The organism is Pirellulaceae bacterium, assembly GCA_029243025.1.
Taxonomy (GTDB): Bacteria; Planctomycetota; Planctomycetia; order Pirellulales; family Pirellulaceae.
This window is the reverse complement of the sequence record JAQWSU010000045.1, coordinates 1,077,383-1,092,986: the sequence shown is the minus strand read 5'-3', so window position 1 is coordinate 1,092,986 and position 15,604 is coordinate 1,077,383. Positions and strand designations below refer to the sequence as shown.

General features: G+C 51.5%; 7 protein-coding genes. 4 read left to right on the top strand and 3 right to left on the bottom strand.

What is annotated here, in order from left to right; translation table 11 throughout:
* Positions 1 to 700: 700 nt before the first annotated feature.
* Complete coding sequence (locus P8N76_22930; GenBank protein MDG2384542.1) at positions 701 to 3,067, top strand: PA14 domain-containing protein; 2,367 nt, start codon at positions 701 to 703, stop codon at positions 3,065 to 3,067.
* 35 nt (positions 3,068 to 3,102) lie between these two features.
* Here P8N76_22930 and P8N76_22925 read toward each other — a convergent pair whose 3' ends face one another.
* Positions 3,103 to 4,404, bottom strand: a complete 1,302-nt coding sequence (locus P8N76_22925; protein MDG2384541.1) for an outer membrane beta-barrel protein — start codon at positions 4,402 to 4,404, stop codon at positions 3,103 to 3,105.
* Between the two features lie 541 nt (positions 4,405 to 4,945).
* Between P8N76_22925 and P8N76_22920 the strand changes: the two genes are divergently transcribed.
* Positions 4,946 to 5,701, top strand: coding sequence for a DUF3592 domain-containing protein (locus tag P8N76_22920; protein ID MDG2384540.1), 756 nt, complete (start codon positions 4,946 to 4,948; stop codon positions 5,699 to 5,701).
* Positions 5,702 to 6,439: 738 nt separating this feature from the next.
* Here the strand turns inward: P8N76_22920 and P8N76_22915 are convergent.
* Both P8N76_22915 and P8N76_22910 read right to left on the bottom strand, forming a co-directional pair.
* Positions 6,440 to 10,489, bottom strand: a complete 4,050-nt coding sequence (locus P8N76_22915) for a CotH kinase family protein (GenBank protein ID MDG2384539.1) — start codon at positions 10,487 to 10,489, stop codon at positions 6,440 to 6,442.
* 3 nt (positions 10,490 to 10,492) lie between these two features.
* Positions 10,493 to 12,433 (bottom strand): hypothetical protein, encoded by a 1,941-nt coding sequence (locus P8N76_22910; protein MDG2384538.1) that lies wholly within the window; start codon positions 12,431 to 12,433, stop codon positions 10,493 to 10,495.
* A gap of 645 nt (positions 12,434 to 13,078) precedes the next feature.
* Between P8N76_22910 and P8N76_22905 the strand changes: the two genes are divergently transcribed.
* Positions 13,079 to 14,290: a sialidase family protein gene (locus P8N76_22905; GenBank protein ID MDG2384537.1), complete on the top strand. Its 1,212-nt coding sequence runs from the start codon at positions 13,079 to 13,081 to the stop codon at positions 14,288 to 14,290.
* Positions 14,291 to 14,551: 261 nt separating this feature from the next.
* Complete coding sequence (locus tag P8N76_22900) at positions 14,552 to 15,559, top strand: hypothetical protein (GenBank protein MDG2384536.1); 1,008 nt, start codon at positions 14,552 to 14,554, stop codon at positions 15,557 to 15,559.
* Positions 15,560 to 15,604: the final 45 nt, after the last annotated feature.

Here is a 15,604-nt window from a genome sequence, read left to right as displayed (position 1 = left end):
TAACATTTGAACCGATCAAAAGCGAATGGCATCTAGCTCGGATTCTCAACGCTTGAGGTCATCGCTGCAGAAAGGCAGTTCCTTTGGGAGTGACATGAGCTGTGAAGCCCATTGCTCGATCCGTTCGGAAACCTGCCCAGATTTTCAATCCGAAGCAGTGGATCTGTACTTGCTTAAGTGATGAAAAGGATTTTCAAACTTGTCCGAGGAGCACCAATCGAGTTGCGAATGTGATTTTGGCATCGACTCGCTTCAATCCAAGGCGAAACTTGTAAATTTTAGAGCCCTGTTATCTTCGACGTTGCTCGCGATTTACAGGGGGAAAATGTTGTTTGCGTTTCGGTCGCGTCGCAAAAGCTTAAGGTTTTGGCCGAATGCTTACGTTTGACCTGATCATCTCGTCCACCGTTTTCACGGCCAAGCCTTCGTGTAATTTTTATTCAGGCTCCGGTTTCTGTTGCCATCCGGCGTAGTTTTGCCTGTCGGAAATCTCTTCCTTTAGCGACAATTTCTCCGCTGCTGCCCATTTTTTCCGAGTCGGCGAAAAGCTCGTCTTAAAAATTGAAATTTTTCTCCGGCTTGGTGACAATGGCATTCATGGTCAGCTGGTGAACAGATCTGGATTGGCACCTTGGTGATGTTGGCAATGCGCTCTTTTTGACAGAAAGCGGGGTTAACCGTGAGAACTGCGTGCTGGTCAATGGTGATTGTGTTCTTGTTGGGAGTTTCTGGTTATGGACAGAACGCCAACTGCGAGGATCCTGTACAAGCACCGTTTGGTGTTGATGGCAGCTGGAATGTTTATCAGGCGTGTTACGAGACTTCCAAATGGTCGGAAGCTTATGATTCGGCATTGGCAGCCGACTTCGATGGTGTTCCAGGCACGTTGGCTTCAATCCATAGCGCTGTGGAAAACCGTTTTGTGCATGGGCTGGTCGGTACTGACCAGCATGTATGGATTGGCCTCTCCGATCGCGTTGGCGTGGCACCAAACGCCAGCGAAGGTAAGTTTGCCTGGGTGAGCGGCGAGCCGTTGACGTTTGTGAATTGGCGGCGAGGGCAACCCAACAACTCTGGTAACAGTGAAGACGCGATTTATCTCTTTCGCAATGACTCGGATTGGAGCGATGACGAGTCGGGATTTGCAAGTGGGCAGCCGCTGCCGGACTCCGAATCGCGAGATGAAACTCGTGGTAAGCGTTACGCGTCTGTGATCGAATTCAGTACGAATTCAACATCGCCTTATCCTGGTATTAAAGCGTTTCATTCCCTCTTGCCCCGCAGTCCGTTGGATGGTCCGTCAGGCTCTCAGGGGAGCTGGGGAGTGATCGATTATTACGGCGGTCTCGATTTGGAGGGCCCGATCCAGGATGTCCTTGGTGCGTTGATGGGAATTCAGGCCGGAACCAAGGCGGCCGAATCGATTGCAGTCCAGTTGCCAACTTTGACGGTGGCTGACCCGGAACAGCCAGGTGCGAAAAGTCCGCAGCTGAAGCTCGATTTTGATGCCGGACTGTTTCCTTATCCGTCCGATAATTTGACCGGGGCAGCCGACGATGACAACATGATCAGCGTGGCACACGGCCAGCTCCGCCCTCAGGAGGACGGAGTTTATACCTTCCAGGTCCAATCCAGCGAGGGTTTCGCGATGCGGGTTCGAGGTGTGCAGGTGCGAGAAGTGGTCGGAACCGGAACCACGGATCCGTATGATGCAGAGACAGTTTTTCACGCCGGCAATACCGAGAACAGCAGCGTCCGCGCGACCTACGAAATGAAGGCAGGCCAGGTATATGATGTTGAGTTCGTGAGTTGGGAGCGTGAAGGTGCTGCCTTCTACGAGGTGGCTGTACAGATCGGGGATGTGATTAACGATCCTAAGCTTAATCCGCAGTGGATCGCCTTAGGGGATGCAACCCGTGTACCGGCTATGGAGCAGCTTCCGGTTGCCAGGCTGACGGATCCCTTGCGTGTGGTCAATATGAATCGAATCGACGAATTTGATCAAGAAATCGAATTTGCGCGGGAAATAATTCTGTCCAACCTCGACAACCCGGATGCCGAGTCGAATGATGTGAGGCGGTTTCAATTTGACGACTCAAATCGGGATCCGGCTGGCTGTCCATTTGGGGATTTCAATCACGATGGCGAAGCGCCGCAATGGCCGAACACGTCCGGTAATCGCGATAATTTTGCCAGTGGTATCTTTGGGTCATTGCAAGTTGATGATGGTGATGAAGTCGCCAACGAATCGATAGAAGTCTCTTTCTACGTGGCTTCCGATGATCGGAGCAGTTTTCGAATCATCGGTCAGAGTTTTGCAGATGTGTCCAACGAATTCTTTCTTGAATTGGATGGTGATGATGCCATCGCTTCCGATCAAAACGGTTGCCAGAACAGCTATACCGGGGTGATTACTCTCAAGGAAGGAGTGGACTACCCGTTTGAAGGTATCCATGTCGAAAAAAGCGGGGATGCAGGCATGCAAGTTTTGGCTGCAATCGGTGATCATGTTGAATCTTTCAAACCAGCCGACTTTTCGCTTTTACAGATGGATCCGATTCGGTTTTCTCCCAATGTGGGACTGCAATTAGTGGCCGATGGGAATGGCATGGTTGGTGACTACAATCAGAATGGAGAGCTAGACGCTGAAGATCTTGATTTGCAGGCTGCGGCAATCGCGGTTAATGATCTGCAGTATGATTTGAATGATGATGCAATGGTCGACCTGGAGGATCGAATTCTGTGGGTCCGAGATCTACGCAATACATGGATAGGCGATGCCAATCTGGACGGTGAATTCAACAGCTCTGATTTTGTGAGTGTCTTTACGACGGGCCGGTTTGAAACGGGCGAAGCTGCATCGTGGTCGCACGGCGACTGGAATGGCGATGGCTTGTTTACCACGAGTGATTTCGTGGTTGCCTTTCAAGGCCAAGGTTTTGAGGCGGGGCCTCGTCCCAACGCCGAAATCGTTCCCGAACCTGCCAGTTCGTCAGTCGCAGTTCTCGGTCTGATTTGGCTTGTGCTTGGCGCCGCAAAACAGCGAAAAAGAGTTGCCGAAAAATAATTGATTGAGCGAGAGCCGACTGAAGTTATTTGCCGCTAGAATTCTAACAGAATGTCACAGGCGACCAGCCATTGTTTAACTGACGTGTAGTCGTCATAAGAAGGGGGAAGCGGTGAGTCGGGGTCTCGGTTCTGCCAATCGTATCGCAGTTCCGGGCGAATCCGCAGATGGTGCCGTGGCTGCCAGTTAAAGCCAAAGGTGACATCGTAGAAATTACCTGAAGCGGCCAGCGGAACGGGATTTACACCGGTCAGACGCCCTCCGTCGTTTTGCAGCCAGCCAACGCGAATTGCAGATCGCCATTGGCTGTTGATTTGGTAGATCAGATAATTCGCAAGTGAGTAGCATTGATAATTGTCTTCGGAAATGCCGCTACGCGAGTTGCTGGTCATCAAATCATGTTCCATGATGTAATGCCAATTGTCGCCAAGCTTCCGATCCAGAATCAGAGAGTAATAGACGACGAGTGCGTCTCCTGAGGCAACTTCTGTGAGTGCGTCTCCTGAGGCAATTTCTGTTCTCTGTTTGCCATCCTGGAAATCAAATTGGATTTGTGTCTTTTTGTCTGTTGATGTCCAGGTGATTTCGCCTGCGTAACTGATGGAGTGGTTGATGTTGTTGAAAGCACTCCAGCCTAAGTTCGGCCCAAAGCTGACACGCAAGTTGTCAGTTAACGGATATTGAGCAAGAAATCCAGTCAAGGTGCCAGGCTGAATGTTGTCCACCAAGAGACTTGAGTAAAAAAAGTTCGCCGGAGCGTATCCGGTTTCGTTGCCAATCGGCGTCACAAACGTACCAATCTTCACACTGGCACCCCGCCCGATGGGAAGAAACAGATTTAGATAGGCTTGGCGAAAGGCCAACTTGTAGAAGCGGCTGGCCGCTGGTGTGACGATGTTCTCATCCAGTCCAATTGTTTGCATGAATAGAGCATCGGTGCCGTAAACTGTGTCAATGCGACCGCCCAATTGAAAGACTTGAAGTTGGGGATCGATCTTTCGTTCGGAAACCAAATAGATTGCGTCCAGCAAGTAGTCATTCGATCGATAGTTGCTAAGCACAAGGCCATTTGTACGATTGGCCGGATTATCTGGGTTCCAAGTAAAGCCTTGATCAAGATAACCATAGAAATCGAAACGCGGACCACACGCTTCACCCAATCGGTCTAGAAACTTGGCAAATAGATGATCAGCGTTCGGATTTGCTCGTGAGCCGTCAGTGGAACCATGTAATTCACGCCGGTTATGCAATGGATTGGGAAACCGGACTTGATCCACGATCGGTGGGTTGGCAATGTCCGTTATTACATTCGAGGGTAATGCGTCTGCCTCATTCAAAATCGATTGGGCGCAAAGACTGGAACACTGGATTGATAGCGCAAGAGCACACGTCAATCCGAACCAGTGGTCAACTCTGTGATTCAAGTGAAACATGGATGCATGCGAAGCTTCGGTGGACGACCCGGACGATAGGACGAGGAAAGGCGGCGAAGAATCACATGTTTTATGTTTTCTGTCCAGGTGAACTTTGCGTTACGACATGATTAATGCTCCCTTTCTGTCTGCAGTCACCCCAATGATCGGCCACTGCCAGGCGGAATTCGGCTGAAAATCAGATCTTTCGGCTTGTTGATGTTGCATGAGACGCGGATCTCGCCGGCACTCGCTGGAAGATTAGAAAGAAAAGTGAAAATGATATCTGCTATCATCGGCCGCACGACGATTTTCTCGAAACGTTGCTGGCAGGTTTGAATTGATCGACTTTTTGCCGATGATCTGCCCAAGTTGGTGGGGATCGTCAAAGGAGGCGTTGCGATCCTATCTTTCGTTCCAATGGAGGGTCACTTGTTTCTGCTGATAGCAGAAAGGCTTGAGGCAGATGAACTCTCAATCTGATAAGAAACTTTCGGAGGGCAGAAGGCAACGTCTGGCGCTGCTGGCGATTTGGAGCGCGATAGGTGCTGTTGGTTTGATGTTGATTTTGTATGGTCAGCTCAAGCTGAATGAATCCAGAGCCAGCGTCCGCTGGCCGCTTGCGCCAGGAACCATCGTTACCTCAAAAGTTACGTCTCATACTGATGAGGACGGCGTCACGTATTCGGCTGACCTCGAATATATGTACATGGTAGGCGACGTGAAGCATTATTCAGATGTCGTTGTTCTTGGCGGACACGAGTACAGCGCCCGGGGAGTTGTGACGCGTTATCCAGTGGGCACTAACGTGTCGGTTTCCTACAACCCCGAGAAAGTGAGTCGTGCCGTTCTCGAACCTGGTGTAGAATCGCATGCTTATCAGTCGATCGGAATGATGCTGGTTTTAGGTTCCCTGGGTATGGCTCTTCTGTTCAATTTTATTCTCCGCTTGTCAATGCGCGAGAAACGAAACGGGTTGGATAAGACGCTGCTCTTTACCTTGAAGGTGCTCTTCTTTCCATTCACGTTCTGCAACGGAAATGTCTGGATTATCGCTGCCATGGTTGCGGTTGCCGCAGGTCTCACTATGTTTGAATTGCCTTTCGTACTGAAGATTGCCGCGACAACATTCGCCTGCTTCTATGGCTTGCTTCTGCTGTTGATTCTGTGGGGTCGTTTCATTGGATGGTTAGCGAGTCTTGGCGACAGTCCTGATAACTGACGTTTCTGTGGGCAACGAAAACGTTGCTTGGTGGGCGGCGATCCGCCTCAGCCGGATTGGCGTTACGCCCGCCTTCCGTCTTTGGTGTCACAGCAACTGCTAGGCTTACTTCGCAATGCGAGGGCTGGGTGTTGTGGAGTAATGCGTGGATTGCATAGTCCTCGCTGTTGCAAAATCTTTGGTCAAATCGTGAAAGGATCAAGCTCAGTTCGGCGAAGGCAGTTAAGAAGTTGACTGCGGAACCTTGGGACTGTTTCGCGAGAGACGCCAAGCATCGATGCTGAAAAAAACACGTGACATTTTTTTGTTTCTGTGCAAAATCGAGAAAAGCCACGCGAACCGTTGCAAAAGGTGGCTGTTTCTATCGGTCCGGAATCGTGGGTTTGCCGATCGCCGACTCGTTTGACGGAAAAGGGGGGAATTGACTTGCTGTTTGCGATCGTTACAGAGGCTTTGCTGATTGTTTGGCTGACCTACCAACTCGTGCGAGTCATTGCGGAGAATCGCGAGTTGTTAGACAGGGACAATCGCTGAGTTAGCAAGGCGGAAAGGGGCGCGGGACTCGCTGGTTGGAACGCTTGTTCCGAATGACGACTATTCTCCGGCGTCGATGCGCCCGTTGCGCGTTGAATACCCAATCCACCACAGGCAGCTTCGTCACTGCAAGAAGCTGCCCGGTGGAAGACTTTTGCTGCGTTGCGATTAACTCGCGGTTTTGGAGTTCGGTTGTTTGATGGCTTATCGCGAAAATCCATCTCGCTGAAAAGCAAATACGAGATCGGTTGAATCAAATTCGCCGTCACAATTCCAGTCACCGGTGGTCCAGGAAGAATTCTTAATCCGGCCATCCTCGTATTCGCCATGCTGAAAGATTTGCACGAGATCTGTCGAGTTGAATTTTCCATCAAGATTGACGTCGCCAACGGGAGATCCAATGATTTGCTCGACCAGATAGAAAAGGTCTTCGTGATTGGTCAGCCCGTCTCGCGTCAAATCTTTGGCTTGGTCATTTGTGCGAATTGCCAGACACATACTCGCGATATCGAGTTGGTTGACCAACCCATCATTGGTGAAATCACCCGGTAAAGATTCGACGCGGAACGATGCTTCATTTAGCGCGGACCATTCTCCTGCAAGCCAAGCACGAGATTTGACCGTCGTGGTTGCTTGGATTCGGAGAGGTTGATCGTAACGGATTGCGTTCGCGGCGATCTCACCATTAGCGAGACGTGGGTCCGATCCGTCGAGCGTTAGAAGGACAGAGGATGCATCTGTTTGATGATCTATGGCCAGCATGAAACCGAGTGGAATGGGACCTCCGTGTTGATTGAATTCCGGCGCAGATAACGGAGGATAAAGCGTTTCATCCTGGAAATCTTCTAAAACGATGGCGGGACGTTCGACAAAGAAATGGTTGAGGATCCAGTCTCGTTCATCTGCCCACACACCGTCGGGCACATCGGGGCGTCTGCGGCGTACATCGCCCCAGCGTGCAGCTTGGCCGACCAAGCCAGCTTCGATTTCATCGGATCGTGTTTGGTAGACTTTGGCAGCTTGTGATGTGTTTAACGCGCCATCGTTAAATAAATGTTTTTGCAGACGGTCTGCGAAACTCAAGCGAAATGCAGGATTACTTTTCAGGTTCGCATAGATCTCACCGGGACCATTGCGAATATCGCCCGTTCCAACATCTGCGCGGCGTCCCGCTAAGTCAACGTCCAGCACTTGCCCCTTGGTGGGTCCCGGGACATTAACGTCGATACCAAGCCCGACTTCGGCGTCCCAGATGAGAAATTTAAATTTCTCGCCCTCGGCCCGTCGCCGTACCGCATTCCAATTGTGGTCTGGCCAATCCCAATTACCCATGAAGATATTGATGATCATATAGTCGATGAAATTGTCGATGTCCAGCAATTCGGAAACGCCTTCATAATCCTGTTGCCTCGAGCGCCGCAACAGTTCATGCCAAACCGACAAATTGCCGCTATTGGCGTTTTCGTCAACGATCACGTCATACTCGTCATCGGTGCCTCCGAAATGCGCAGCCGAAAAGTCATCGTCCGGCCGTTCCATTAAACCGTAGAGGCCCCAATACAGCCCGTTGATGTAGACATGAACATATTTTCCAGGGACGTGCGGTTGCCCCATTTCTCGTTGTATATCCTGTGCCCATTGGTCCCGCATGAATTGTGCGATGCGGCCAGTCGTGATGTTGATGCTGGTCCAGTTGTCACTCGATTGTGCGTTGAGAACCAATGAATCAAACACGGATACGTCAGAATCGCTGAACAACGGGAAGCGTAGCTTGCCCTCACCGTATTCGCTGCGGAAGTACATACGCAAGGAATGTTGTGGGGTTGCAGCCGGTTCGCGCGAATAACCCCCGTGGACTCTTAATCCAGCGTCAATTTGAAATTGGTCATTGTTGAGGGGGTCGAAGTATTCGACAGAAACAGGTCGCTCCCAGGCTCGTCCTCGACGGAGCGTATTTGCATAAATCCCGCTGTCTCCAAAGAAGTCTTCTTGATCGATCGTCAGTGAAACGGATGGTAAAGATTGCAGGTCATCGAAAATGGTCTCGCGATACGGCGACTGATTAACAATCTCAGGGTCCATTTCATAGTCTGCCCTTGATCGACCCCAGCGCTTCGGTAGTCCCTCGGGAGTTTTAGGTTGCTGAAGAACATCCGTCAGGAATACATAAGTGTGGGTGATAGGCGCGGCAGGATAAAAGTCTTCCTTGATGGCGATTGCACGAAGATTGGTCGTGGTTTCGATGGATAACCGAGCTCGAGGGGCCGACTGTGGGTTGGCCGCTTCGATGAGGATTCCATTGGTTGTGGTCGGCTGACTTCCGTCAGTTGTGTAGATCAACGTCGCACCAAGCGTGTCGCTGGTCAAATCGAGTTCGAACCCCTTTTCGTAGAATCCTCGCTGATGGCTGGCTCTGACGGTTTGAACAATTCCTTTCAACGGGAAACCATTAACCTCAGCTGGTGTGGGTTCGGCGAAATAACCGGGTGCGAATCGTTCTGGCGCCATGCCGCCGTTCAACTCCGGAGCGATAAAGAAATCCGCATCGTCGGCGGAAATATTTAGGCCATGAATCGCCAGCGTGTTCGTTCCGCTTTGCAACGCGTCGAGATGATCGCTCACATCGAATGTCTCAAAGATGGCATCACGATTTGTCGATTCAAAAAAGGATGCGGCTCCGTCCCTCGCCAGCAGTTCGAGATCTGTTGGTGAGAGTACCACGTCTTTCAAAATTAGCACGTCATCAAGATTACCAGACAGCTGTTCGTTGGCCGTTCCACCACCGTCGTGGGGGTCTTCAGCCAGGAATAGATCGAGCGGCATGGCGAGCGGTCCGCTGCCCAGCTGGCCCGCCGCGATTAGCTCCCCGTCGAGATAGAGCTGCACGGCACCGTCCTCATAGGTGGCGGCGAAGTGGTGATATCCATCCTCACGCAATTGGGGCGGGACCGTCTCTGTTTGTACCACTCCTCGATTTCCAATAATCAGTCGCACGCCTGGAATTGCATTGCCAGTTGGATCAAAATCGAACAGGATTCGTTCGGCTGCAACTTCACCGGTACCGTTGTAATTTGAAAAAAGGCGTTGAAAACGGTCCGCCGCGTTGACGTGTGCCGCCAAGGTAAACCGATTACCTAAGTTGCTCGTGTCGGGGATTTGCAGTCGATTGAAAATGTTGGGTGGACCAGGCGACCCGGGTAATCTCAACGATCGATCTCCAAACGCAGCTCGCTCCTGTTTGATGTCGACACTGCCTCCGCTGTTAAATAAGGGTGACTGGCGGCCATCATCGGATAGCTGGTCAGTGATGGCTTGCCCACCACCATCCTCAAAGGAATACCACACAGCACGTTGTGATGAGTCGAACACAAAGCTCTTTCCTATCGCTTCGTGTTCATCACTGGCAGAAGAGTCATGAGTGGGTGAGTCTGGCGCATGTTGAGCGGCAATGGGTCTTCCATTTAAATAGGCGGCGAAACCGTCGTCGAAGGCTATCCGGAATGAGAGCGTATCGAATGCGAGCGGGTCAGCGACTTCAAATGGAAATCGAAGCAAGCTTGATCCGCTCACGTCGCGCATGGTTGATTCCAAGTCACTGTTGATTAGTGATTGGAGATGATCGGAGCTACCGAATCCTACCGGCGACTTGACGAATGACCATTCGGTCTGGTCGGGTGTATCTTCAAAGTTGGGTTGAGTCCAGCCGCTGTCGATTTCTGAGGTGGGTGCCAGGAAACGAGCATCCGCGTCAAATGAAACGAATGTTTCCTGTAACGGTGTCATCATTCGCCCGTAGGAAACATCCGTCACTTGTGCCGGATAATTGCTTGTGTTCGATCCGAACTGACTAACCACAGTCACTCCGTCTGGTTTTACCAGTCCCAGGTATTCTGCCGAGGCCCGCAAGCGAAAATTGGTGTGTAGATTGCCCAGGCGATCAGGGTTTCCGTTCCCCGAAGCAAACACGACTCGATATTCCTCCGCAGCAAGAGGTGTCTTGGGAAATTTCCATTTTGTTAGATCGGAAGGATCGTCCGTGAGATACCAATCTTTCAAATCGATCGATTGGTCACCCGGATTGTAAAGTTCGATCCAGTCTGGAGACTCAGGCGGGGATGAGCCATCAAGCAACACAGCTTGATTGCTCGCCATGAATTCCGTGATGATGGGAACCCCAGTCAACAAATTTCGGGTTTCCAGGATTTCACCACGAAGGCGTTTCGTACATCGTCGCGTCGCAAAGTGTGTCATCATCGGCTATTTCTTACGTTGGATAGCGAGAATAGCGAGGGCGACGCCGATCAAGACAATTGCTGACGGCTCTGGAACGGCCGCTGCTGGTCGTGGCCCCTGGTCGTAGCCTCCATCAGCAAATGCGCTAACGAGGTCGCCCGAGTCGAAACGTAAATCACCATTCCAATCACCTTGATTCCACTTGGCATCGGTGTCTTGTTCAAACAATCCCGCGACAAAAACGGTCACCAGGTCGCTGGAGTCAAACTGTTGGTCAAGATTGGCATCGCCAATCCAAGTTTGTTTCAGATCGTGTGCCCAGACTTTGATGTCGGATTTGTTGACGAGGCCATCTTGGTTGAGATCGTAAGTTAAGTCGTTTCCCATCCTTGCTGACTCAGCACTCAGCAGATTAATGTCCTCAATGTCGAGCATTCCGTTTTGATTAAAATCGCCGACTTCGTGTTGTGGGACTAATCCTAGGAATTCTGTCGCGCCAACCGACGCCAGTGCCACCACATCGGCTGCACTCAACGCCTGGCTCAAAATCAGTACATCATCCATCAGGCCGATGAAGTTTTCGTTGACGATACCTGCGATGTCTTCGCCGATTTTAAGTGGGGTGGTACCGAGATCGACTTCGCCGAAAGAAGCTTCGCCCTGTGCAACGAGTTCGCCATCCAAAAATAGCTCGACGTCTCCGTCGTCATAAACGGCCGTCAGTGTATGATCTTCGTCGGTTGAAAAAGTGATATCGGAGATCACGCTTTCCCCTCCGGGAAGCAGCAGTCGCATGCCGATGTTTTCCACCGAGGCGTTGGGGTCGAAATCAAAGACCAGTTCCTCGGGGCCGATTGGACCCGTGCCCTGAAAACTGCTGAATAGACGCGTCAAACCGCCGAATGGAAAGCCTCCATCGGGAACGTTGACGACGGCGGAAAGTGTGAATTGCTCACCCAGGCTACCGACCTCGCCCAGATCGATTTGGCTGAAGATCGAGGTGGTCTCGGAGATCGGATGTTCGATCTTTGCCGAACCGTTTCCAAATTTGGCGGTCATGGCAGTTTCGTCAACACGAACAAGTCGATGAGCAATGCCATCTTGGCTACCGTCCGCAACGAAACGATCGCTGAACTGTGTGCCGCTGTCATTTTCGAAGTCATAATAAATGGCCCGTTCATTAGCGCGTGGTGTTACGACGCTGGATACCAGATTGCCATCCGCCAGCAGTTGGATGTCTTGAGCTGAAAGGGCTCTTTCCAGGACTAGGACTTCGTCAAAGTTGCCAATCAATTGCTCATCGGCTGTGCCTCCGCCGTCGTGAGGATCTTCACCAATGTGGATATTGATCACATCGTTGCTATAGCCGTTTCCAACAAAGTCGGATGCAACGTCCTCGCCATCGAAGAAAATCGTGACGTCGCCGTCGTCAATGGTCAGGGCATAATGATGGTAACCAGGATCTGCCATCCCATCAGGCACAAAATCGGTCTGCAATACGGTTGAATTGACAATTGCGCGAAGGCCTGGAATTACGCTTCCAGTCGGGTCGTAGTCGAGAAAAATGGACCGTTCGGGAACTAAGCCGCCAGTTCCTTGGAAGGTGGAGAAGAGCCGCGTGAAGTCCGGCTCGCTTTCTCGATTTTCAACGTGCATGGCAACGGTTAGCGCAAAGTCGGTATCAAATTCGGTTTCGGGAATCTCTAACGTGCTAAAGGGCGGTACACCTCCCTGCCCTTCGGGTTCGCCAAATAGAGCTGCACGGTTTCCGAAAGGAACCTCGGCGGTTGTGGTTGACACGTTGTTGAAATAGCGACCATTTTGGCTGCCATCGTCAGTGAGCTTGTCGATCGCGTACTGGGTGTCAGCATCCTCAAAGTTAAAGTAAATATCGACGGCTGAGGCGACCTGTGAAAGCGCCAGCAACAGGCCAAGAGCGAGCATGTTAGGTAGTTGGCGAGGCATCGTTGTAGCTCCACAAAATGACACTAGCAGGGTTATGACCTAAGCCGACTGGTCGCAGTCGATCGATCTTGGGTGGTGAAAAAGATCGTCTCAATAGGTGTCTGCAGCATGGCTGCTGATTTGTGTTTTTAGCGACGATCCTTTTCTCGGGATCGCTTGGCAAGAACGGTTGACCCCAGAATGAGTCGCGAGATTTCAGAATTACATCGCTCGATGTTCGTCGAGTGAAACTGACCGAAACAGCAGATTGTATTCGAGCATGGGACATTCGAAGAGCCGATTTATTATCGAGGTGATTCCAGAGTTCCTTACCGAGGTTTGCAGATTATCCGTCCAAATGGGTGTTGTCAAATATTCTGTTCGAATACAAGTTCAGATCACTGGTATCTTCATGTCTTCTACCTTCAGATCCCTCAACGTGGGTGTTGATTCGTAAACAGGTTTTGGCATGGATAAAACCACGGGTCGGTTCTGCGGTTGAAATGCATCGTGGGTGAATTCTATTTGACGGTAATCGCTGTTTTATGATCGTTTCATCCATTAGGCTCTTTGCCAGGAAGGTGGCTGGGTCCGATGCATGTGGCTGACCCATTCCACGGGAGCAGCGAGTTTTACATTTTGACTCAAGAAGGTTGGGATCGATTCATGAGATGGTGTTTCCCTGTTGTCAGTGTGTGCTTCTTGCTTTCGGTGTCGGCAGCCGAGTTACCGACTTTCCGTGGTGCGTCATCTGGGGTGCTCCGTGCCATCACTCTGCCAACGGTTGATATTTCCGGTCAAGTCAAAAGGCACAGTTTTGTCGCGCGAGGAACGAAAGAAATTTATCAGGGACACTGCGACACGGTGTTGTTGCCGGATGGGAAGACGATGTTTGCGGCTTGGTGCCTCGGGCACGCGCAGTGGATTGGACCGATTGCGCGCAGCGGTGACGGTGGTCTCAGTTGGTCGAAGCCGCTTCCAGTCCCAGAGAATTGGAACGAAACGTCAAATACGCCTACGTTACATCGACTTGTCGGTGTCGATGGCCGCTCGCGTTTATTCTGCTTTGCGGATGGACTCGATTGGAGTCGGGGTGGCGAACCACCCTACCCCATGCATCAAGCTGTTTCCGAAGATGGTGGAATGAGTTGGTCACCGATGAGTCCGAACGGTGTTCAGGGCGAAGTGCCACCCAAGACAATTCATCGTTTCGATGATGGAGCTCGGCTGGTCATGTGGTCGGATCTCCCGGGCTTCGTCGTGCAAGCGGAATCTGGTGATGGAGGCTTGACCTGGAGCGACGCGGTAAAGATTCTTCGTGTCCCATCGCGCTGGAGCCAGCCATGCGTGGTTCGCTCGCCGGATGGAAAGCGATGTTTGATGCTCTTGCGAGAAAACTCACGCCGATTTCAGTCGCTGTTTTCATTGAGCGAAGATGACGCGAGAACCTGGAGCGAACCTCGGGAGTTGCCGGCTGCCTTGACCGGGGATCGCCACGTGGCAAAGTTCGGCTTAGACGGTCGTCTCGTTGTCGCGATGAGAGACCGAGCAAAAACTAGTTTGACTTATGGACACTATGTTGCTTGGATAGGTCATTTTGAGGATTTGCTGCATGGAGGAGAGGGGCAGTGCCGAATAAAGCTGCTTCATAATGCGGCCCGCGGCGAAGACACCCCGCCTGGCACGGGTAACGCCGATTGTGGCTATTCTGACTTGGAGCGATTAGCGGATGGAACCTTTGTCGCAACGACGTACATCAAATATGGCCAGGGGCCTGAAAAGAATTCTGTCGTTTGCACTCGATTCAAGTTAAGTGAAATTGATTTGGCCCTGCAGGCCAAATCGAGCAGGGCAACGCCGGGTTGTGCGATTGATTGACTCGGTGGTCGACGGTTTCCGATCCAAACGCTTGAAATCGACCCTCGTGCTGGACGGGTCCAATTGGCTTGGTTCATTTGCCGAAAATTATTGATGCCTAAAGATCCGGATTCGTGTTTCGCGACCGGTGCACCTTGCATCCATCGGTGTGCGGCCAGACAATGAGCAAGATGTAGGATAGTTGGATGCGGTCGAGGGGGTCCTCGAAGTCAGCTTGCGTCCAAGGCGTTACGAACTAGTCCATGTCGGTAATTGCACACCATGTTACTCGAATTTGGTTACCGAGACTGCTTGAACCTGTCGAAGGTAGTGATCGCGATAATGCTCGCGCTGGCGATGATCGTTGGTTGTCATCAGCCTGCGATTGAGTCCAGTGCAGATCGGCCAAGTCGTCAAGATCAGACTTCCGAGAAGTCAATGGACGAACCAGAGGCCGTTGCCGAGAAAAGATCCGAAGAACCACCCAACTCGACCGCTCGTCCCGTCGACTCAATCTTGGAGTCGATTGAGCGGTGGGGTGGGATTTATCGTCGCCGGAATCGAGAAGCTGGTGCGCCGATTACGGTCCTGCTATTGAATCGGTCTGAGATCACCGACGAGGGTATGGAGAAGCTGTCGACGTTGTCGGGTTTGCGAGTCCTCGATTTAGAATCGACGCAAATTACAGGCTCTGCCCTAAGGCATCTTCGGAACCTGGCGGAGTTGGAAACAATCAATCTTGGGGATACGGGTGCCAACGATGACGGACTCAAGCAGCTGCGAGATTTGAATCAACTTGCGGGCCTCGCACTCGACCGAACCGAGATCAGTGACGATGGATTAGCGTCATTGAAGTCGCTCAAGCAATTAGAGAGTCTCAATCTGTCCAGCACACCGATAACCGGTGAAGGCCTTCGGCATCTTAGCGAGCTTCAATCGCTCGTAGCGTTGGACCTTTCGTTCACAAAAGTCGATGACGGCGGGGTATCACACCTCTCGGGTTTGAAGTCACTGCGAACTCTGGGTCTGGGAAGGACGCGGGTGACCCCCGAGTGCATTCAATACCTGATGGGCTTGGAGTTGCAAGGACTCAATCTCGGCGGGAACGCCTTGGGCGATCGTGCGGTGGATGAATTGAGTAAGCTCACTAGCTTGAAACGCTTAAGCCTAATCGGAACGGGGATTTCACAGAGTGGCGTCCAAAAACTTCGTCAGGCTTTGCCTTCCGCGGTGATTCAGTATGCATCGCCAGATCGAGATACGGAAAAGTTGACACCTAACGGAGCCTGAACGATACTGACAAGAGATCTTTTTTCTGTTCTTGTCGCTCAACCT

Bases quoted from the DNA above. Each gene is read 5' to 3' on its own strand.
- P8N76_22930 (MDG2384542.1), top strand. From the start codon at position 701: ATGGTGATTGTGTTCTTGTTGGGAGTTTCTGGTTATGGACAGAACGCC.
- P8N76_22915 (MDG2384539.1), bottom strand. From the start codon at position 10,489: ATGATGACACACTTTGCGACGCGACGATGTACGAAACGCCTTCGTGGT.
- P8N76_22905 (MDG2384537.1), top strand. From the start codon at position 13,079: ATGAGATGGTGTTTCCCTGTTGTCAGTGTGTGCTTCTTGCTTTCGGTG.
- P8N76_22900 (MDG2384536.1), top strand. From the start codon at position 14,552: ATGTTACTCGAATTTGGTTACCGAGACTGCTTGAACCTGTCGAAGGTA.
- P8N76_22910 (MDG2384538.1), bottom strand. From the start codon at position 12,433: ATGCCTCGCCAACTACCTAACATGCTCGCTCTTGGCCTGTTGCTGGCG.
- P8N76_22920 (MDG2384540.1), top strand. From the start codon at position 4,946: ATGAACTCTCAATCTGATAAGAAACTTTCGGAGGGCAGAAGGCAACGT.